At 60.2% G+C, this 20,191-nt stretch carries 14 protein-coding genes and 1 pseudogene; 7 read left to right on the forward strand and 8 right to left on the reverse strand.

Annotated elements, in window-relative coordinates; all coding sequences use genetic code 11:
- Window positions 1-23 precede the first annotated feature (23 nt).
- Complete coding sequence (locus FHX15_RS21555; protein ID WP_184400398.1) at window positions 24-797, reverse strand: DeoR/GlpR family DNA-binding transcription regulator; 774 nt, start codon at window positions 795-797, stop codon at window positions 24-26.
- A 242-nt stretch (window positions 798-1,039) separates the two neighbouring features.
- On the opposite strand from FHX15_RS21555, the gene ftsZ reads away from it, so the two are divergent.
- Complete coding sequence (gene ftsZ, locus FHX15_RS21560; RefSeq protein ID WP_184400399.1) at window positions 1,040-2,062, forward strand: cell division protein FtsZ; 1,023 nt, start codon at window positions 1,040-1,042, stop codon at window positions 2,060-2,062.
- A gap of 53 nt (window positions 2,063-2,115) precedes the next feature.
- Here ftsZ and FHX15_RS21565 read toward each other — a convergent pair whose 3' ends face one another.
- Window positions 2,116-3,339: an NAD(P)/FAD-dependent oxidoreductase gene (locus FHX15_RS21565; RefSeq protein ID WP_184400400.1), complete on the reverse strand. Its 1,224-nt coding sequence runs from the start codon at window positions 3,337-3,339 to the stop codon at window positions 2,116-2,118.
- 104 nt (window positions 3,340-3,443) lie between these two features.
- Here FHX15_RS21565 and FHX15_RS21570 point away from each other — a divergent pair, with 104 nt between their 5' ends.
- Entirely contained in the window at window positions 3,444-4,985 is a 1,542-nt protein-coding gene (locus FHX15_RS21570) for a sodium:proton antiporter (protein ID WP_184400465.1), read from the forward strand.
- A gap of 62 nt (window positions 4,986-5,047) precedes the next feature.
- Here FHX15_RS21570 and FHX15_RS21575 read toward each other — a convergent pair whose 3' ends face one another.
- The gene (locus FHX15_RS21575) at window positions 5,048-7,045 is read right to left on the reverse strand and encodes a primary-amine oxidase (protein WP_184400401.1); all 1,998 of its coding nucleotides are present in this window, start codon (window positions 7,043-7,045) and stop codon (window positions 5,048-5,050) included.
- 234 nt (window positions 7,046-7,279) lie between these two features.
- Window positions 7,280-8,719, reverse strand: coding sequence for an APC family permease (locus FHX15_RS21580; protein ID WP_184400402.1), 1,440 nt, complete (start codon window positions 8,717-8,719; stop codon window positions 7,280-7,282).
- A gap of 118 nt (window positions 8,720-8,837) precedes the next feature.
- On the opposite strand from FHX15_RS21580, the gene FHX15_RS21585 reads away from it, so the two are divergent.
- Window positions 8,838-9,851 carry an AraC family transcriptional regulator gene (locus FHX15_RS21585; RefSeq protein ID WP_184400403.1) on the forward strand — a complete coding sequence of 338 codons (1,014 nt, stop codon included), beginning with the start codon at window positions 8,838-8,840 and terminating at the stop codon, window positions 9,849-9,851.
- Window positions 9,852-9,918: 67 nt separating this feature from the next.
- On the opposite strand, the gene FHX15_RS21590 is transcribed toward FHX15_RS21585, so the two are convergent.
- Window positions 9,919-10,719, reverse strand: a complete 801-nt coding sequence (locus tag FHX15_RS21590; RefSeq protein WP_184400404.1) for a transporter substrate-binding domain-containing protein — start codon at window positions 10,717-10,719, stop codon at window positions 9,919-9,921.
- 180 nt (window positions 10,720-10,899) lie between these two features.
- Here FHX15_RS21590 and FHX15_RS21595 point away from each other — a divergent pair, with 180 nt between their 5' ends.
- Entirely contained in the window at window positions 10,900-13,206 is a 2,307-nt protein-coding gene (locus FHX15_RS21595) for an EAL domain-containing protein (RefSeq protein ID WP_312861877.1), read from the forward strand.
- Between the two features lie 9 nt (window positions 13,207-13,215).
- Here FHX15_RS21595 and fhuB read toward each other — a convergent pair whose 3' ends face one another.
- Genes fhuB through FHX15_RS21610 form a run of 3 tightly spaced genes read right to left on the reverse strand, consistent with a single transcriptional unit; the run spans window position 13,216 to window position 18,232 of the window.
- Window positions 13,216-15,183, reverse strand: coding sequence for a Fe(3+)-hydroxamate ABC transporter permease FhuB (gene fhuB / locus FHX15_RS21600; RefSeq protein WP_184400406.1), 1,968 nt, complete (start codon window positions 15,181-15,183; stop codon window positions 13,216-13,218).
- Entirely contained in the window at window positions 15,180-16,094 is a 915-nt protein-coding gene (locus FHX15_RS21605) for an iron-siderophore ABC transporter substrate-binding protein (protein WP_184400407.1), read from the reverse strand. The genes fhuB and FHX15_RS21605 overlap by 4 nt, the downstream gene beginning before the upstream one ends.
- Window positions 16,088-18,232, reverse strand: a complete 2,145-nt coding sequence (locus FHX15_RS21610; protein WP_184400408.1) for a TonB-dependent siderophore receptor — start codon at window positions 18,230-18,232, stop codon at window positions 16,088-16,090. Before FHX15_RS21610 ends, FHX15_RS21605 begins: the two co-directional genes overlap by 7 nt.
- Window positions 18,233-18,374: 142 nt before the next feature.
- Between FHX15_RS21610 and FHX15_RS21615 the strand changes: the two are divergent.
- The 3 genes and pseudogenes from FHX15_RS21615 to FHX15_RS21625 all read left to right on the forward strand — a co-directional run.
- A pseudogene (locus FHX15_RS21615) lies at window positions 18,375-19,256 on the forward strand (LysR family transcriptional regulator); the annotation flags it as partial.
- 249 nt (window positions 19,257-19,505) lie between these two features.
- Complete coding sequence (locus FHX15_RS21620; protein WP_183726342.1) at window positions 19,506-19,766, forward strand: CopG family ribbon-helix-helix protein; 261 nt, start codon at window positions 19,506-19,508, stop codon at window positions 19,764-19,766.
- Complete coding sequence (locus FHX15_RS21625; protein ID WP_184400410.1) at window positions 19,747-20,076, forward strand: type II toxin-antitoxin system RelE/ParE family toxin; 330 nt, start codon at window positions 19,747-19,749, stop codon at window positions 20,074-20,076. Before FHX15_RS21620 ends, FHX15_RS21625 begins: the two co-directional genes overlap by 20 nt.
- The last annotated feature ends 115 nt before the right edge of the window (window positions 20,077-20,191 follow it).

A 20,191-nucleotide genomic window follows, 5' to 3' on the forward strand; every position in this document is an offset into this window, starting at 1 on the left:
ACGAATGTTTTCCGCCGCCGAAATCAGCGGTTTGCTTTCGCCGCCTCGACCAGAACGACGCCGCTCTGCTGACAGATATTGCGGATGGATGGTGAATCGCATTGATCGGTAATGAAGGTGTGGACCTGCGAAATCTGGCCGATCCGCACCGGTGCTGTGCGTTCGAACTTGGTCGAATCCGCAACCAGAATGACGTGCCTGGCATTTGCGATGATGGCCTGTGCCACCTTCACCTCGCGGAAATCATAATCGAGAAGCGCACCATCCGGATCGATCGCCGAAGCCCCGATCACGGCATAATCGACCTTGAACTGCCTTATGAAATCCACGGCCGCTTCGCCGACGATGCCGCCGTCTGATTGGCGCACCACGCCGCCGGCAATCACCACCTCGATATTGTCAATCAGGCGCAATCTATTGGCAACGTTGATATTATTGGTAATCACCATCAGTTCATGATGATTGGAGAGGGCTTCGCCCACTGCTTCCGTCGTCGTGCCGATATTGATGAAGAGGGAGCTATTGTTGGGGATGAGATCTGCGGCAGCAATGCCAATTGCCTGTTTTTCGGTCGCTGCGATCTGGCGCCGCGCATCGTAGCGGACGTTTTCCGTGCCGCGCGGGAAAGTTGCGCCGCCGTGGATGCGCGTCAGGAGCTGCGCATCGCAAAGATCGTTCAGGTCCTTGCGGATAGTCTGCGGTGTCACCGCAAACTGCGTTGCCAGATCATCGACCAGCACTCGGCCCGTGGATTTCGCAAGCGCCACGATCTTCCCCTGACGATCCGATAGAAACATGCGCGCCCTCCTTCGTTTCGTTTTCATCTTTAGCGAAACTTCGGTTTATGGCAAAGCAATCGCTGCTGGTGCGAGGCTAAAGGCAATCGCGACATGCGCTCCATCGAAACATGATCGAGTGCTGAAATCCCTTTGGATATTGCAAAACCCGCCCCGCCTCTGCCTTGTTGCGCGCTTAACGTATGATGCGATTCGCTATCCGCGACGGGGCGAGCATGCACGAGGGACAAAAGGAGAGTTCGATGACAGACGCCAAAAGCGGCATTACGGGGCTGCGGCCGCAGATTACGGTGATTGGCGTCGGCGGAGGTGGCGGAAACGCGATCAACAATATGATCGCCGAGAAACTGGCGGGCGTCGATTTCATCGCCGCCAACACGGATGCCCAGGTACTAGCAACCTCTAAGGCGACGCGCCGCATCCAGCTCGGCGCCCATGTCACCGAGGGTCTGGGCGCCGGCTCCCTGCCGGAGGTCGGGCGTGCCGCGGCGGAAGAATCGCTCGACGAGATCATGGATCACCTGAGCGGCTCGCACATGTGCTTCGTCACAGCCGGTATGGGCGGCGGCACGGGCACGGGTGCAGCACCCGTCATCGCGCATGCAGCCCGCTCGGCCGGTATCCTGACGGTCGGCGTCGTCACCAAGCCCTTCACGTTCGAAGGCAACCGCCGCATGAAGATGGCCGAAGCCGGCATCGAGGCGCTGCGCCAGGCGGCCGATACCGTCATCGTCATCCCCAACCAGAACCTCTTCCGCATTGCCGACGCCAAGACCACCTTCGCCGATGCCTTCATGACGGCAGATCGCGTGCTCTATTCCGGTGTCGGCTGCATTACCGATCTCATCGTCAAGGAAGGCCTGATCAATCTCGATTTCGCCGACGTCAAATCCGTCATGCGCGGCATGGGCCGGGCAATGATGGGCACGGGCGAAGCAGCCGGCGAGGCGCGGGCGATGAAAGCTGCGGAAGCTGCCATTGCCAACCCGCTGCTCGACGATATCTCGATGAAGGGCGCTAAAGGCGTGCTGATCTCGATCTCCGGCGGCTCGGACATGACGCTCTTCGAGGTCGACGAAGCCGCAAGCCGGATTCGCGACGAAGTGCAGGACGATGCCGAAATCGTCGTCGGCGCGATCTTCGACCGCAGCCTGGACGGCAGGTTCCGCGTCTCGGTCGTCGCAACTGGCCTTGACGGCGCCGGCCAGGCGGCCGCCGTGCAGGAGTTTGCGCCGATAAAAGAGCAGACCCGCACGCTGCAGTGAGGCGCCGGCACGGGCGAAAGTCGGAAGATCGTCAATATGCGCATGAAGCAGATCTAGACGAACACTTCAATCACCTCGTCCGCGGCCCTTATTCCGCTTTCCCAGGCCCCATGCGCCGTCGAGAAGTCGGTTTGGTGGGTCGCTTCGCCGGCAAAAAACAGCCGGTCGCCGACCGGTCGCGCCAGCGTCAGTCGCGCCCCCGCATGGCCCGGAAGCGCATGGCTGTAGGAACCGCGAACCCAATCGGTATGACACCAGGAGGACGCTGCGAAGGGCCGCAGGTGGCGGCGGATACTGTTTCCAAGAAGTGATGACAGCTGGTCGAGCGCGAATGCGAAGGCGTCGACAAGACCGGCCTCATCAATGACGACGGCGCCCTTTCCGCCGAAAAAACCTTCAATGACCGGGCGACCGAGCGGCCTTATATAATAGCTGCCGGTCTCGTCGTTCCTCGCATCCCCAAGCAGATGGGTTTCCGGTTCGAGGCCATGATTGCCGCTGAGCTGCATGAACAGCTTTTCGGCAAGGCCGAGCGGCAGCTGGCTGGCGGCGTGCAAATGATCATCCACCCCGGCGTCGAAGGCGATGGTGCCGCGGGCAAGAACATTGGTCGAGACCGTAACGATCGCCGCATCCGCAGTCATCGGGCCGCGGTCGGTCTCCAGCCTGACGTGCTTGCCGGTCAGTGCAACGCGACGGACCGGCGTTGAAAGCCGCAGTGTCACATCGGGAACGGCAGCGCCGATCAGGCTTCCATAGCCTTCATGGACCCGCCAGTTGGCATCGGTCGCGGCATTATCGTAGGCAAGAAAGTCGGCGACCGACAGCCGCTCCAGCGGAGTGCCGTTCAGGTAGCCGCTCAGCGACTGGCAATAGGCGGTCCATTCGCCATCCGGCTCCAGCGCGTCCGAAGCGCGGTCGCTCGGCGGTGGATCGGCCCGCAAGCGTTCTTCCAAAGCCCCCCACGCGGCAGCGGCAGCAAGCCGTTCATCCGGTGAGAATCCGAGATCACGCCACTGGTTCTGCCAGGCCGTCTGGCCGCGCTCGATCGTGAAGCCGGCCTCGCGGCCGATGGCAACGAGCGGATTGCGCTCGGCCGAATGCAGCCAGCCGCAACCCATATCGAGCGGCATGCCTGATAGGTCGATCGTCCAGGCCCGACCGCCAACGCGGTTGCTGGCTTCGAGAATGATGACGGAGCGTCCGGCGTCTGCCAGTTTTCGCGCCGCGGCAATGCCCGCCGCACCGGCGCCGATAACTGCCACATCGTAGTCCATCGCCACCGCCACGCCCCGCGCTTCGTCATCATCTTGATAGGCTTAAGCTTTACACGGGAGCTGCACCCGCTTCAATGCGTCCGAAAGCCTGCTACTATGCTCGCATGACCTTCTTTGAAACGCTCGTTGCACTTCTGGCTGTCGCTATCCTGCTCTTGCAGATCACCCGACGTACGCACCTGCCCTATCCCGGCATTCTGGCTGCCGGCGGCGTCGCCGTGGCGATGCTGCCGGGTGCGCCTGTCATCCCGATCGATCCGCCAACAGCGCTTGCTCTGTTCATCGCGCCGGTTCTCGTCGACTCGGCCTATGACTTCCCCACGGGCGCGGCGCGGCGCATGCTGCTGCCGCTGGTCTTCTATGCCGTTATCGCGGTTCTGGTAACGACAGGCGTGGTCGTGTCGATCAGCATCCTGACTGTCGGGCTGCCGCTTGCGGTAGCCGTCACGCTTGGCGCCATCGTTGCGCCACCGGACGCTGCGGCGGCGACAGCCGTTCTTTCCACTCTGCCGGTAGACCGCCGCGTGGATACGTTGCTCAAGGGCGAAAGCCTTTTCAACGACGCGACGGCGCTGTTGCTGTTCGGTGCGGCTCTCACGGTTCAGGCGCGTGGCGGGCTCGATATCGCGACCGCGCTTCAGATCGGCTTTGCCGCTCCCGGCGGTATCATCTTCGGCATCGTCTTCGGCTTCCTCGTTTCGCGCCTTCGGCCGGTGACCGAAAATACCGTCGGCGGAACGCTGCTTCAATTCGTCTATGCCTTCTCGACCTGGCTGATCGCCGAGCATCTGCACCTTTCAGCGGTGCTCGCGACAGTCGCGAGCGCCATGACCATCGCCAGGCTGTCGACGGTGGAGGATTCGCCGCGCATGCGCGTGCATTCTTTCGCCGTCTGGACGACGGTGGTTTTCCTGCTGAATGTCGTGGCTTTCCTGCTTATGGGCCTGCAGGCGCGCAGCATCCTCGAATCCATGTCCGCGAGCGAACTTGAAAGAGCGCTCGGTTTTGCCGCCATCGTGGTGGTTGGTGTCATCCTTGCGCGCCTGGCAATGGCCTTCCTGCTGCATGCATACGTCATCTTGCGCCACCGGCGCGGCAAGCTGCTCGCACCTTTCAGGCATGGGGAGACCTTTCTGGTCGGCTGGTCCGGCATGCGCGGCCTCGTGACACTTGCAACCGCCTTTGCCCTGCCTGCCGATTTTCCCGAACGAAACCTCGTCGTGCTGACGGCCTTTTCAGTGGTACTGGCAACCCTTGTCATCCAGGGGGCGAGCCTTGCCCCGATGATCCATTTCCTGAAACTCGGACGGCAATCAGAGAGCCGCCGAGAACTGGAAGCGGCCAGGCGATCACTCGCCGAGGCCGCATTTCAACGGCTGGAGAAGGAAGGAGGCGCGGAAGCTGAAGCGATCCGCACGATCTGCCGGGATCATTGGACCGCAGCGCCGAACCCGAGCCGGACCTCACCGATCGAGAGACGCCGCAAGCTGACGATCGCGGCCGTCATCGCCCAGCGCCAGCGCCTCGAAGAGCTGCGCGACAACGATAAGATCGGCCCGACGCAATATCTGGAATTGCAGGAAGACCTGGACTGGAAGCAGCTCTCCGTCGGATCCGACGAGGATCGGCGCATGACGGAGAGTTAGGGGTAGATTGCAGTTAAGGTGCGACCTTTACAGTCGCCCTCAACGCTGCATCCGATCCCCCGTCAATGCCCGCAGCAACTGGCGCTGGCTTTGTCCCCCTGATCGAAGGGAGCCGAGCTGTGATTGTCGCGGCTGTGCTCGTTGCGGGCAGCAGGGAGGTTCATGGCGATGTTGCTGTCGAAGAAACCGTTCGGTTTCAGGGTAAAGCCTGCATATTCCACCGGCATGATCGGAAAATCCTCCGGTTTGCAGACATGCGTATGCCCGAAGGAGTGCCAAAGCACGATATCGGCGTTTTCGATATTCCGGTTGTTCTCGACGTATTTCGCCAAGCCGTCCCCACCTGCATGCACATTCGGATAATCGCCGGACGCATATTTTTCCTTCGCGTCAAACGCCGTCACCCAGATGTGCTTCTTGGCAAAGCCGCCACGCTGAGCAACGGTCGACCCGTCCTGGGCGAGCATCAGCGGACTTGGCATGACCACCATTTTATAGCCTGGCGCATTGCCGACGGAATTTTGCTCGTTGGGGTTCTGGACCTTCCAATACCTGCCGGTCTCGCCATTGGCGACAGCAGGACTATCGAGCTCCCGTTTCAAGATTCTCGTCTTCGTATCGAAGACGTTGCCGTAAGGGTTGTCCTCGCCCCATGGGCGTGGCTGGAACTCGTGTTCGCTGACGGTGTTCCCGCCGCCATCGATATCCATGTGCAGGCGCGCATTGAAGAAATGTTGGTGGGTCGGGCCACCGAGATTGTCGTCGACCATCCCGCCCCAGGCATATTTTTGACCGCTTGCAACAGCCGCCGTCTGAATGATGCCGGTCAATTTTGCTTCGAGCTGGATGGTGCCATCCTGATAGAGATACCAGTAGAAGCCATAGTCATAATTGCCGACAGTCGCGAAGAAGGAAATGACGAGACGGCGCGATCTCCTCACTTCAAAAATACCGTTTCTGAACTCGTAGTGCTTCCAGAGGATCCCAAAATCCTCTTCATGCATGCAGACGGCGTTCTTCATGATCACCGGCCGACCGAAATCATCGGCCGACGGGATATCGAAATAATGTATCTGGCCTAGGCAATCGCAGCCGAGCTCAAGGCTATTGGCGAGCCGCCCCAGCCCATATTCCCCGGCGTCGAAAGCGCTCTTCCAATAGTGGTTGGCGGTCGGATCGGCATAGGGCACGACCATTTCGGTCACCGAGGCGCGGAAGATCACGGGACGCAGCTTGCCACCGTTGTTAATACCAAGCTCGTGCAAGACGAGACCTTCGCGGGGCGTAAAGCCGACACGAAACGACCAGTCCTGCCATTGCACCGTCCAGCCATCGACCGAGAAGCTCGGTCCCTGCGGCTGCACGATGTTGAGCGGCTTTACATCCTGACGGACATCGCGAAAGGACTCCTGCCCGTAGTTCCGCTTCTTCTTCGGAACCGGGATGGCGGTCTCGTCGTCGACGAGATCGACCACTTTGTTGCTGATCAGGTCGACGACGGCGACGACCCCTTCGATCGGATGGGCGTAGCCATTGTCACGAATATCCCCGCGCCAATAGGAGACGGCGCGAACGATCCGGGCGCCCTTTTCGAACTCCCGTCCGAAAAAACCAGAGGAAAACGGGTCGATCTGGACGAGCGGAATATCCTCCTCGGTGATACCGCGCTTCTTGACCGCGGCAATCCAGCGGGGGTCCGATTTGACGGTTGCCTCGACGGTCTCGAACTCGCAAAGCATGACCGGGGGCTGCCCATAAGGCGCTGATCCAAGCGGCAGCCTCCTGTGCTCGACAACAGCTTTTTTCGACAGGTCAACGATCGATTCATGAACCTCGCCCGAGCTGGAATCCAGCGACAGGACAAATGCCAGCCGGGGAAGCTTCTTTCCTTCGCGGTGCATGGCCATGTCGGATTTGGTCGGCTCCTCCAGACGAATGATCGGGAAGCGGATCGATTGTGGCAGTTGCTTTTCGTCCTTCAGTATTGCGACGGCTTCCGAGATCTCGGTCAGGCTCAGCGGGTGGAGCGGATAGGCGAGCGTTTCTACAACGGCGTCCATTGTCAGTCCTTCATATGCTTTGGGTGGTGGACAGTGCGCATCTGGCTGCACACACTGCTGGGCTCAGCCGTCAGCGGCCGGAGCAGATATCCATTTCGAGGGTGCGATCACCATGGATACAGAAGACAGAGCAAATTACGTGTGCCTCTGCCGCCACCAGGATTGTGGCTGTCGTTAATACCATAAGCGTCATCAACGACATTCGGTCGACGAGGGTCAAAGGTTGAAGTCTCGTCATTCGAATGCCTTCCCGAGCGAAGCATAGAGTTCAGGCTTCACGGTCCTGATGCGCACCGCAAAGGCCGCCCCGATCAGGCCGGTCAGCACTACCAGCAGCGGAAAGGATTTCACGATCACGCTTTCCGATCCCGATAAGAGCGGCAGGTTGACGATGACGAGGACGATCGCGCCGAGGATACCGAGTAGCGCCAGAACCGGTGCCACCGCCGTGGTCCATAGACCGTAGCGATGCGGCAATCCCCGAAAGAACAGAACGATTGCCACGCAGACGAGGGCCTGAACAGCCAGGATCCCGAGAACGGCCAGAGCAGACATCCAGGCAAAGACGACCGTATAAGGATCGGCACCAGCTGCGATGAAGCAGACAAGCGCAAGGGCAGCAATGGCGCTCTGGACGGCGCCCGCGATATATGGCGAGCCGTGAACAGGATGAACCTTGCCCAGTGCCCTTACAACGAGCCCTTCGCGTCCCAGCGCGTAGAAATACCGGTTCAGCATGTTGTGGAAAGACAGGATGCAGGCAAAGAGGCTGGTGATCAGCAGGATATTCATGACTTGCGACGACCATTGCCCGAGGACGGCGTCGGAGGCGACAAAATAGAAAGTTTCCAAGCCGCTGCCGGCAGTCGCCTGCACCTTCGAAGGGCCATAGAACTGCACGATGGCCCAGGTCGATAGCGCGTAGAAGACCGTGATCAGCAGGACGGCGGCATAGGTTGCCCGCGGGATCGTCTTTTCCGGGTTTTCCGCCTCTTCTCCGAAGATGGCGGTGGCCTCGAAACCGATGAATGAGCCAACCACGAAGACCAGCGCCACACCGAGGCCCGGCGAAAACACGGTTGTCGGACTGAAGGAGGAGAGGCTGAAGCCTTCCGGCCCACCGCCGGTCAGCATGATGGCGATGTCGAGAAGCAGCAGGATTGCGACCTCAGCCAGCATGCAGATGCCGAGGATCGTGCCTGAAAAGGCAATATTTCGCTGGCCGCAAAGGTGGACTGCCACCAGCGCCGCAAACGACCACGCCCACCACGGAAGCGCCATAATCGTTTCAACGGCGCCGCTGATGAAGACACCGAACAATCCGTAGATGGCGATCTGTACCGATGAATAGGTCAAAAGCGCCATCAGCGCACCGCCGACACCGGCCGGCTTGCCGATGCCATGCGTGATGTAGGTATAAAAGGCGCCTGTTCCGCCGACATGCCGGCTCATCGCCGTGAAGCCGACCGAGAAGATGAGATAGAAAATCCCCGCCAGAACGAAGGCACCCGGCACGCCGGGTCCATTGCCGAAAGCAAAAGCGGCGGGCGTCGCGCCGACAACGGCGGTGAGCGGTGCTGCCGCTGCCACAACGAAGAAGACGATATGGGCAAGGCCGACGGAGTTTTTGGCGAGGCGGTCGGGAGGACCTCCCAAAGTGGTGTGCGATGTCATGAGAACCCCTGCTTTTGATTTTCATCAACACGGTAGCCACGGCCGATTGGCCTCGAAATTGCAGTTCATGCCAATGAATCGATAATTTGCGCCATCACTGACGGCGGGGAACAAAAACATGTCATCTGCCCAGCAAACCGGCACATCCGCGCAGATATTTGCTTCAATTCGCGCCTCTGTGCTGCTGCCGCTCATCGAACAAATCGACCGGAAATCCGGCAAGGCTGACGTTTTACTCGCCCTTCACGGTCTTCTGCGCAGCCAGTTTGACGATCCCTATGCCATGATCCCCATGAACCGATATATGGCTATCTTCGAAGATGCGGCATCGATCGTCGGAGATCCGGCGATCGGGGCATTGCTTGGAACCCTGTTTAAGCCGAGCGACATCGGGCCGATCGGCGTGCTGTTTTCCATATCGAGCACCATCCGCGCCGGCTTCGAACGATTGGCGAAATATGTGAACACCGTCCAGAGCGGCACCAATTCCGGTGTCTTTCAGGAAGACGACAATCTGGTCTGGAGCTATCGCCTCGACGATACCAGGCTCTGGCCGAGGCGGCAGGACAGCGAGTTCACGCTTGCCGCATCCTGCCAGCTCGTCCGCGCCTGCTTCGCACGCGGATGGAGACCCGTCGAAGTTCATTTCGAACATCGTGCGCCTCGTGACTTGACGACCTTGCAACGGATCTTCCGTGCGCCCTTAAAATTTGGCGAGTCTGCCAATCGCATCGTGGTTTCAGGGCAAGACGCACGCCGCATCTATCGGCAGGAGCAGCCCGACTTGGCGGCGGTCCTGGAGCGCCATATCGAGGATCTGAGCGGCAAGCTGTTGCAGTCGGATTCGACTGTCGATCATGTGCGATCATTGATCGGAATCTATCTGGGACACAAACCGATCACGCTCGTCGGACTTTCGCAGGAACTCGCCCTTTCGCCGCGAACCTTGCAACGACGGCTCTCCGAGCAGGGAACCTCATTGAGGGATCTAATGCGGGAATACCGCCAGAGTATCCTTCAGCTGCAGAGACAGAACGGCGCGGTCAGAATGAAAGAAGTGGCGCAAATCTTGGGCTATGCGGACGAGACGGTTTTGTGGCGCGCCCGCAAACAGTGGGAACATGGCTCGTAAGCGGCAGACAATGCTGCGGCAGATCTTGGGTCAGCCGCAGGGATGAAGGTAACTCGCCCCGGTGCCCTCAACGGATGCTGAACGGAAAGTATTTCGCGTTGATCGTATCGTAGATCTCGTTAGCCTCGATCTCTTTAAGCGCAGCATTGAACTTGTCCAGCAACGGCTTGTCGGTCGGGCGCACGGCGATGCCGGCTCCGTCACCGAAATATTCGGTGTTCTTGATATCCTCGCCCTTGAATTCGCAGCAGCTCCCGGCCTTTGTGTTTGCCAACCAATCGTAGACCGCGAGCTTGTCTTCCAGGATGATATCGACCTTGCCGTCGGCAAGACCTTTGTAAAGATCCGGAGACGCATGAAACACGGTCGTTTCGAGATCGCCATAGAATTTCTTGGCGTAGGATTCTTGTGAGGTCGCAGCCGTCACGCCGAGCCGCAGTTTCTTCAGATCATCGGGTGACGTGCCGGTGATGTTTGATTTTTTGGGCGCGATGAAGACCGTGGGGCTGTCATAATATTTCTGGGTGAAGGCAACCTTTTGGCGCCGCTCTGCGCTCATCGACATCGACGAAATGATTGCGTCATACTTGTTGTCGAGCAGGTTCGGGATCATCGCCGTCCATTCCTGGATGACAAATTCGCACTTTAATTTCGCCGCCTCGCAAAGGGCGTTGGCGATATCGACATCGAAGCCCTGAAGCTGGTTATTAGAATCGAGATAGTTGAAAGGAGGAAATGCGCCCTCGACAGCTATGCGGATTCTATCGTTTTCCGCAGCCCGGACAGGCTCGACAATACCGACCGCAACAACGGCCGCGCAAGCAAATGCGAAGAACTTTGACCGATAGAGAGATTCAAATCGCAACATACCAATCACCTTGACGTAGAGTTCGATTGCCAACCTTGCATCGGCAAGCGTTGCGCGATGAGCAGTCAATCACAAAACGATTAAAAAGCTCGTCATTTTGAGGCATTAAATTTGATGCTGCTTGAAAAGCTTTTTGTAAACAATCGCGGTCAGTATCAGGGCGCTCGGGGAGAAGACTGCGTGCTTGCTGATCCGTCTTTAAGACTACTGGTTCCTAGATCGACGAGGACCTCGTCCGGTTCGGTATTGGTTCTGCTTGCGTTCAGCGGTCTGGCAATTCTCGGGCTGGTGTTCCTGGCTGCTATCTGGGCTGGGAAGGAAAGCGACGCAGCCGCCCTTGATCGACAGCGGCAGCTGGTCAACAGCCGCCTCCTCGACCAGGTCCGAGGCGTGTCACAGGATATCCAGCTGATGGGGGCAGGCTATGCCTCATTGCTGCTGGCGGATTCGGCAATGGCAAGCGGCAAGCACGAACGGGCGGGTGCAACATCCGCTGCGGCATTCGGGAAGATTGCGACAACAGTATTCGGCTACAACGCAGCATTCCTCGTCACTCCAGCAGGCGAGCTTGCTCTTGAGTCCGATCCGGAAACAAGCCGCCGCTTCAAATGGGTCCGCCCGCTCCTTCAGCCGATGATCCAGGATCTGGAAGCAAAGCAGCACGGCACGCCGCAGGGGTCGACTTCCGATCCGCAACCCAGTCGGGTAGAACTGATGCGACTTGAGGGCCGCCCTTCGGTCGCCGGCGTCGTTTCGGTCAAAAGTTCTTCAAACACTAATCAGCAGCAAGGCAACGACGCCAACGGGCTCTATCTCGTGGCGTTCCGCTTCCTCGACGGCGTTACGCTCGATACGTTGAGCCGCGAACAGGGGCTGGCCGGCGCTCGCTATGCCCGCACCGCCGATCAGGAGCAGGATGAGGTTGCGTTTCAAATAGAGGCGACGGCGAGCGGGGAGCCGATCGGCTTCATTATCTGGACACCGGATCTGCCGGGTTCACGCGTTATTGGCCGGCTTGTTCCGATCCTCTCCATCGCTGGCCTGGTCATTGTCGGCCTCTTCTTCGCATTGATGGGCCGGTTGCGTCGCAGCCTCAGAGAACTCAGCGCCAGTGAACATCACGCCCGGCATCTATCACTGCATGACGTCTTGACGGGCTTGCCGAACCGGGCGCTCTTTGCAGCCCGTCTCGAGCAATGCCTTGCATCCATGAAATCTCCTGGCAGGCGCTCCGTCCTTGCCCTCGTCGATCTGGACAAATTCAAGGAGGTCAACGACATCCACGGACATGCTGCCGGTGATGAACTGTTGCGCGGCGTTGTCGACCGGATGAACGCGCTCATTGAACCAGGCGACACCCTTGCAAGGCTTGGCGGCGATGAATTCGCTCTACTTCTTCCCGATGCCAGAGAGGGCGACGATAGTCACATTCTCCTCTGCAACACGATCATCGGCGCATTGAGCAAGCCATTCCAACTTCGCGATGGTGACATCGTTGTCCGCATCGGATGCTCGATCGGGATTGCTGCCTTTCATGACGCGGCCCAGGCAAGCAGTGAGATTTTGCGGCGGGCGGACGTCGCCCTATACGAAGCCAAGACCAACGGACGCGGACGCCTGGTTGAATATGATCCCTCCCTCGATCATCGGGTCGAGGCAAGGGAAAACCTCAAGAATGATCTTCGCCTCGTGCTCGCAGACCATGCCCATCTCCCCGACAGCGCGAACAACGCGTCTTCAATTGATCCGGGCCGCCTGGAAGTCTTCTTTCAGGGCGTGCATCGCGCCGACGCGCATGGCAGACTTTCGGGTGCCGAGGCTCTCTTGCGGTGGCGCCATCCGACCCTTGGTTTGTTGTCGCCGGACAAATTCATTCCGATTGCCGAGGAGGCTGGCATGATAGATCAGCTCGGCCACTGGGTGCTCAGAAGCGCAGCAGAGGCTGCCGCCGGCTGGCCAGCCGACATGTCTGTTGCCGTCAACGTTTCCCCCTCGCAGATCCGCCATCGGGATTTCGACCACCATGTTCTCTCCATCCTGGCGGAAACCGGCCTGCCGCCATCGCGGCTGGAATTGGAGCTGACTGAAGCTGCCCTCTTCAACATCGATGAGGATGCCCAGGCAACGCTCGGCAAGCTCCGATCACGGGGAATCCGGATCGCGCTCGATGACTTCGGCACCGGTTTCTCGTCGCTCAGCCACCTCATTCAGTTCAATATCGACCGGATCAAGATCGACCGATCCTTTGTTCGCTTGCTTGGGACGCAAGCCGAGGGGGCCGCCATCGTTTCGGCGATCCTGGGGTTGAGCCGGACGCTCGGCAAGGCGACGACGGCCGAAGGCGTCGAGACCGAGGGGCAGAGAGATTTTCTCGTCGCAGCTGGTTGCAACGATCTCCAGGGCTTCCTGTTCTCCCGCCCCATGCCTCTCGCCGATTTCCTGCCAACGATACGCTCGACCAAAGCGGCAGCCCAGGTCGTTCGCTGACCGCCTGCCCTACGGTCGCCTGCCTATCATCCAGACGAGATAGGGAGCACCGGCGAAGGCCGCGAAGAGGCCGAGCGGCAACTCGTAGGGGAAGGTCACAGTCCGGGCGCCGAGATCGGCGATCACCATCAACATTGCGCCAATTATCGTCGAGGCGAGAAGTTGGCTGCCTGCTTTTTCAAAGCCGGCACGGTGGGCAATATGTGGCGCCATCAGGCCGACAAAGCTCAAGGGACCGACGAGCAGCGAGGCGGCCGCCGTCGCAAGGCCCGCCGTCAGCACCATCATCATGCGGGCGCCGACCAGGGGCAAGCCGAGCGCGAGCGCGGTCGGCGGGCCGAGCGGCAGGATGGTCAGCCAACGTGCGAAGAGGAGACCGATTGCCAGGACGACGACAGTCAGGGCGGCGAGAAAGGCCGCCGTTGCGGGCGTGGCCGCTGCGGCCGAGCCGCCAAGCCAGGCGAGGATTTGCCAGGCGCGTTGGTCGCCGACGGTAAGCAAGGCACTCAGGATCGCCGAACTGAAGGCGCTGATAGAAATGCCTGCCAGCAGCAGGCGTTCCGGTGGCAGATGCCGAGGGGCGGCAAAGAGTGCCACGACGACCAGGACCAAGATGGCACCACCACCAGCACCGAGGAAGAGTGCAGGAGTATTGGCGCCAGCCGAGAGGCTCAGGGCAATAGCATAACCGACGCCGGCGCCGCCGGTGACACCCAAAACCTCCGGGCTTGCCATCGGATTGCCGGTGAGGCGCTGCAGCATGGCGCCTGCCGTGGCAAGCAGGCCGCCTGCTGCAGCCGATGCCACCAGGCGCGGCCAGCGGGCGGGGAACAGCTCCCAAAAAAGATTGCCGCTGACGAGTATCCATCCATCGGGCAGGCGTGCGAGGAACAAAGCGGCCAATATGAGCGGCGGCAGCAGGCAGAGGATGAGGACGAGGCGCGACAGTGGCGCGCGAGAAACGATAACGCTATCGGGCGGATGCGGCGGCTCGACGGCACGCACCTGCGGCAGCAGCCAGAGCAATAGTGGCCCGCCGATCAAGGCCGTCACCGATCCCGTCGGAAAGGTCTCACCGGCCGACGACGCGACCAATTGCACGATACCATCGCAGAACCAGAGCAGCAGGCCGCCGGCAACAGGCGAGAGAACCAGGATGCTGCGCGTTGTGCGCACACCGAGCAGGCGCACGAGCGCCGGTGCGGCAAGGCCGATGAAGCTGATAAGACCAACGGCTGCGGCAACGCCGGCGCTCAGGGTCACCGCAAGGCTTGCAACGGCAATGCGCGTGCCGGCGAGTGCGACGCCAAGCGAGCGGGCACTGCTATCGCCAAGGCCGAGCAAGGTGAGCGGGCGCAGGAGTAGAAGCGTGACCGCAAGGCCGAGCAACAGCTCCAGTCCGAGGGAGATCGTCGTCGACCAGTCCTGCTGGCTAAGCGAACCGCCGTTCCAGGTGACCAGCGACATGAGATATTCGCCCTGCGAGAGCGTCATCGCCGCCGAGAGCGCGCTGCAAGTAATGCCGACGAGCAGGCCGGAAACGGCCATCGTGATAGGCTCGAAGGCGCGTCGCCAGCCAAGCAGGAAGACGATAGCAGTCGCCGCACCTGCGCCGGCGAGCGCCACGAAAGCGCGGTAGCCATCGAGCACTTCAGGGAAGAACAGCGTTGCTGTAACGATCGCAAGCTGCGCGCCCGAGGAGACGCCGAGCGTCGAGGGATCGGCGATTGGATTGCGCAGCAGCCGCTGCAGCAGCGCGCCGGCGAGACCGAGTGCGGCGCCAGCGAGGATTGCGACCGCTGCGCGCGGTAGAACCGCATAGGCGAAAATGATCTGCTGTGTCGTCATCTGGCTGGCGTCGAATGGCAATCGCGGCCAGTCTGCTAAAGGCAGATGGTTCAGCGCGGCCAGGAGAAAGAGCCCGGCTGAAGCGATAAAGGCTAAGAGCGCGGTAAGAAGTGCGGCGGGTCTGATCATGGCATCTCCCCCGACGACAGCATTGCCGCCTTGAAGAGCCGCGCGAAGCGAGCGGCGGCCGAGATGCCCCCATAGGGATTGATATTGCCGAGCATCAGGACCCGCCCGGCGCGAACGGGCGGCAGCGATTGCCAGATAATACTGTTCTTCAACCCATTGCGGGCCTCGACAGGTATATCGGAGATGATGACGATGCGAGCCTCCGGCTCGGCCGCGAGATTTTCGATCGGTACCGGCGCAGCAAATGTGTAACGGGAGCGGTCCGCCCAGGCATTGGGCAGACCAAGACGGCCAAGAATATCGCCGAACATACTGTCGGCGCCGAAAACGCGCACATGCCTGGCATCGCCGATATTGACGAGATAGGTTGGGCGTGAGGCAAAGCGCTCCAGGCTGAGGCGGGTCTGCTCAAGGAGGGCGGCCTGCTCAGTCACCACCGCCCTGCCGCGCTCCTCAAGACCGAGTTCGCGCGCCAGTGCCGAAACGGCATCAACGGCTTTCTGATAGGGTGGCTCGCCCCTGTTATAGAAGGGCAGCGACAGGATAGGCGCGATCGCCCTGAAACTTGCTTCAAACCTCAGATAGAAGGGCGAAATCAGGATGAGGTCCGGGCGCAGCAGGCGCAGGAGTTCGAGGTTGGGCGATCCACGCAGGCCGAGATCGGCAACCGAGGGGTCGAGGACGGGTTCGACCGCGTCCTTGCGGAACTGCACGAGTTCGGTCGCGGCGACCGGCATGACGCCGAGCGCGACAAGCGTTTCGAGCATCGCCCAATCGATTGCGGCGATGCGCGTCGGAGCAGATGCGAAGGTCTTGCGCGGAATGGCGAAAGCCGCCAGCAGGGCAAGCGCCTGCCGACGGCCGATCGAATGGAAGTTCCCTCCATTTCCTGTTCGATAGTCTCTCACCATTGAAAGGTCAGCTTGCCCGTCACCGTTCTGCCATCGCCATAGGTGCAGCCGAAGGAGCTGCAGCTTGCGACATAATCCTTATCGGCAATATTCTTGAAGTTCAGTGAGGCCGTCATATTGTCCTTCTTGTAGTGGAGAGCTGCATCGAAGAGGGTCACGGCGTCAAGATCGAGCGTGTTCCTGGTGTCGCCATAGCGCTGGCCAACATAACGCACGCCGCCGCCGAGACCGAAACCTTCCAGAGCCGTATCCTCTGAAAAAGTATAGTCGACCCATAGGCTTGCCGCATGTTCGGGCACATTGTCCGGGCGCTTGCCATCATCGACACCGCCGACGATTTCAGCCTGCATGTAGGTGTAGGCGGCACGCAGCTCGAGGCCATCAGTCAGACTGGTGACCCCTTCGAGTTCGATGCCTTTGACGTCAACCTCGCCGATTTGCCCGGTTGCCGTGCCGCCGCCCGGCAGGGCAAAGGTTGTCAGCACGTTCTTCTGCTTGAGGTCGTAGGCCGCAACAGTGAAGAAGCCGTTCCAGCCCTCCGGCTGGTACTTCACGCCCACTTCCACCTGTTCGCCTGTCGTCGGCTGCAAAGGCCCGCCGGTCGCCGGCACCGGTACCGGCTCGAAAGAGGTGGCATAGCTGATATAAGGGGCAATGCCGTTATCGAAGACATAGCTGAGGCCGGCCCGGCCGGTCAGCTTCTGGTCATCCTTGTCGAGAGGACGCGCCAGACCGGTCAACCGGTTGGTCGAGGTTCCCTCGGTACTTGCCCAATCTTGCCGAAGGGCTGCGGTGGCGCGCCAGTTCTCATAGGCAAGCTCGTCCTGCACATAGATGCCGACCTGCGTCATTTGCGAATCGACATAGGTGCTGAGCGTCGGGGCGATCAGTCGGACCGAGCCATAGACCGGATTGAAGGCGTCGAGCGGGGTCGCCCGCCAGAACTGCGTGCCGACATTGTTGCTGTAATAGCTATAGTCGAGGCCAAACAGCATCTTGTGCTGAATTTCGCCGGTATCGAACTGCGCCAGCAAGTTGTTGTCGACGTTGAACGTGTTCAGCAACTCGTCCTGGATGGTGGCGTTGCGGTTGATGGTCCGTCCATCGGCTGCAAGGCCCGCCGTCGCCATGCCGAGCGCCTGATAGTTCCAGTCGAAATTCTGGTAGCGGAGGTTTTGGCGGAAGGTCCAGGTGTCGTTCAGACGGTGTTCCAGCTCATAGCCGATATTCGTCAGTGTCCGGTCCGATCTATCGAAGCTCTTGTCGCCGACGAAGAAGTCCCGCGACAGGCGATTGGCGCCCGACGCGTTGAGCGTGAGTTGCGGCGGCAGGCTCGACGGCGTGCTCGGATTATCGTGCTGGACGCTGGTCAGGATGGTCAGCTTGGTGTCTTCATCGGGCTGCCAGGTCAGCGCCGGAGCGATGAAGTAACGATCGTTGTCGAGCTCGTCGACCTGTGCCGAAGCCTCCCTTGCCAGACCGGTGAGGCGATAGGCGAAATCAGAATTGCCGGCCACGATGTCGCCGAAATCGAAATAGGTGCCGTGAGTATCGTAGCTGCCGGCCTGCACGCCCGCTTCGCCGAAGCGTTCGAAGACCGGCCGCTTGCTGATGAGGTTGATCATGCCGCCCGGGTTGCCCTGGCCGTAGATGACAGAAGCCGGACCGCGCAGCACCTCGATGCGTTCCAACTGATAGGGATCGACGGCCGGCGCCCCGGCGGTGCGCATCATGCGCAATCCGTTCAGAAACTGCGCCTGGCGGCTATCGAAGCCGCGGATGCGCGGTGAATCGAAGCGCGGATCGGCGCCATAGGGCTCGCCGACGACGCCAGGCACATAGTCGAGCGCCTGGCCGACGGTTTCGACATCCTGCGATCTCAACTGGTCGGCCGTCAGCACAGAAATGGACTGCTGGATTTCGAGAAGCGATGTGCCGGTCTTGGTGGCGGTCGCACTGGTTCTGGCGACAAAGCCCTTTACCGGAGCCGTGGGATCTTCACCCTTCGCGCCGCTGATGACGACCGGAGCAAGCGTCGTCGGATTGACGTCCTGGGCGAGCGCCGACAGCGGCGCAAGAAGCGCGGACGTGAGAACGATGGTCGAAAGAAAATTGCGCAAGCGAAGAGAACCAGTCATTGGAGGCCTGTATATGCCATAAACTGGATTTTAATAATCATGTTATTTTGAGAGATCCAATAAATGGAGCACGAATTTTTCATAAGTGCAGGCTATGAAATGGCCTACGTCATAGATTTGATTTCTTCTAACGGGAGGAACTTTGGCAAGGACCGAGCCCGGCTTCGAACTCAGACATTTGAGGTATTTCGTCACCCTGGTCGAGGAGCGGAATTTTGAGCGTGCCGCCGCCCGCCTCGGCATCGCCCAGCCGGGCCTCAGCCAGCAGATCATGAGCCTGGAACGCATCGTCGGTACGCAGCTGCTCGACCGGAGCCGCCGAGCAGTGCACCTCACGCATTCGGGCGAGATCCTGTTGCAGGAGGCGCGTAAGGTGCTAGTCCAGACCGAGGCGACGGTTGCAGCCATCCACCGTGCCGGGCGCGGCGAAAGCGGACGCATCTCGATCGGCTATGTGGCGTCGGCCGCCTATTCCGGTGCCGTCGTCGGCTCCATCAGGGATTTCAAGCGCGATTATCCCTATGTGGAAGTCGAGTTGCAGGAAATGGAACTGCGCCAGCAGTTGCAGCGCATTGCCGACGGCCTGCTCGATTTCGGCTATATACGTGCACCGGCCCCGATCCCACCCGGTGTTTCGGTCGAGGTCGTGCTGCGCGAACCGCTGGTCGCCATGATCCGCGACGGCCATGAATTCGCGGCGCGCTCAATCGATACGCTGGCTCGACTGACGCAGGAAACGTTCATCACTCCGCGTCAGCCGCCGGACGTCGGCTTTCACTGCAACACGCTGCAGGCCTGCCGCGAGGCCGGCTTCGAACCATCCGTCAATGCCGTCGCGCACGATTTTACCGAGATCGCCACCCTTGTCGGCATTGGCATGGGCATAGCGCTGGTGCCGCAATCGATGAGCCGGGTGGAACTGCCCGATATTCATTATCGGCCACTCGGCGACGTGACGGTGACGTCTGATGTCGCGATCGCCTATCGAAAGGGTGAGGGTTCGCCTGCCACCAAGGCTTTCATTGGCCGGCACCGGCAGAAGATCAGTCCTCCAGCATCGGGCGAGATAGGCAAAGCGCCGGTGTCTGGCGAACCGTCGGACACGACCCTGTCCGCATTGCGCCGTTCGCCGCCAGTCGGGTCCGAACTTGATCTGTCGAGACTACACGAGGAAGGATGCAAAGTCGATCTGTGACGCAGATCCACCATTGTATCAGATCCTCGCTTGTCTTACATTGTCTTACATTGTCTTACATCCTGAAGGAGGCAAGCAATGTCGAACGCCAGCCAATCAGAATCTGTCACTCTCCGGGTGCCTTCCGACGTGATTGCAGAAATCGAAGCTATCGCAAAAGCAAGCGATCGATCCCGCAGCTACATCATCGTTCGCGCCCTGCGGACGTATCTCATGAACGAGGGGGCCGACATCCTCGCCGCGATCAAGGGCCGTGAGCAGATCGCGGCCGGAGAGTTCGAGAATATGGATGATGTGATCGCGGACATCGACAGGATCGTTGGCGGAAAAGCTGCGTGACTGCAGTACGGCTTTCCAAGGACGTCGCCAGTATATCCGCCGCGAAGGCGAGTATCTGCGGAAACTCAACCCTGCCGCAGCCCGAAAGTTTGCGCTCGCGATCAAGAACGCGAAGCGGACGCTGTCCGAATTTCCTCTATCCGGGAACCGGATGCACGGCGGCCTGCAGATTAGCGGGAGCCTGACGCTCGTGGTCGGGGATTATCTGCTGGACTACCTCTATGATGGCGATAGCGTGGACGTGATCCTGATCCGCCATGGACGGATGCTTGCACCGACGCCGGATCTCGACGTCGACAGCGGTCTCTGATTTCAACATACATCGATCGATCCTTCGTGGCGTCCGGGTGCGGACCTGACCGCGCGTTCGATCCTTCATGACAATTGCACGACACAATTGGAACAAGGGTGGAAACGCTTGTAAC

This window comes from Rhizobium sp. BK650 (assembly GCF_014195325.1).
Classification (GTDB): Bacteria; Pseudomonadota; Alphaproteobacteria; order Rhizobiales; family Rhizobiaceae; genus Rhizobium.

Coding starts and splice junctions, on each gene's coding strand:
- ftsZ (WP_184400399.1), top strand. CDS start 1,040: ATGACAGACGCCAAAAGCGGCATTACGGGGCTGCGGCCGCAGATTACG.
- FHX15_RS21585 (WP_184400403.1), top strand. CDS start 8,838: ATGTCATCTGCCCAGCAAACCGGCACATCCGCGCAGATATTTGCTTCA.
- FHX15_RS21620 (WP_183726342.1), top strand. CDS start 19,506: ATGTCGAACGCCAGCCAATCAGAATCTGTCACTCTCCGGGTGCCTTCC.
- FHX15_RS21565 (WP_184400400.1), bottom strand. CDS start 3,339: ATGGACTACGATGTGGCAGTTATCGGCGCCGGTGCGGCGGGCATTGCC.
- fhuB (WP_184400406.1), bottom strand. CDS start 15,183: ATGATCAGACCCGCCGCACTTCTTACCGCGCTCTTAGCCTTTATCGCT.
- FHX15_RS21575 (WP_184400401.1), bottom strand. CDS start 7,045: ATGGACGCCGTTGTAGAAACGCTCGCCTATCCGCTCCACCCGCTGAGC.
- FHX15_RS21570 (WP_184400465.1), top strand. CDS start 3,444: ATGACCTTCTTTGAAACGCTCGTTGCACTTCTGGCTGTCGCTATCCTG.
- FHX15_RS21610 (WP_184400408.1), bottom strand. CDS start 18,232: ATGACTGGTTCTCTTCGCTTGCGCAATTTTCTTTCGACCATCGTTCTC.
- FHX15_RS21555 (WP_184400398.1), bottom strand. CDS start 797: ATGTTTCTATCGGATCGTCAGGGGAAGATCGTGGCGCTTGCGAAATCC.
- FHX15_RS21605 (WP_184400407.1), bottom strand. CDS start 16,094: ATGGTGAGAGACTATCGAACAGGAAATGGAGGGAACTTCCATTCGATC.
- FHX15_RS21590 (WP_184400404.1), bottom strand. CDS start 10,719: ATGTTGCGATTTGAATCTCTCTATCGGTCAAAGTTCTTCGCATTTGCT.
- FHX15_RS21580 (WP_184400402.1), bottom strand. CDS start 8,719: ATGACATCGCACACCACTTTGGGAGGTCCTCCCGACCGCCTCGCCAAA.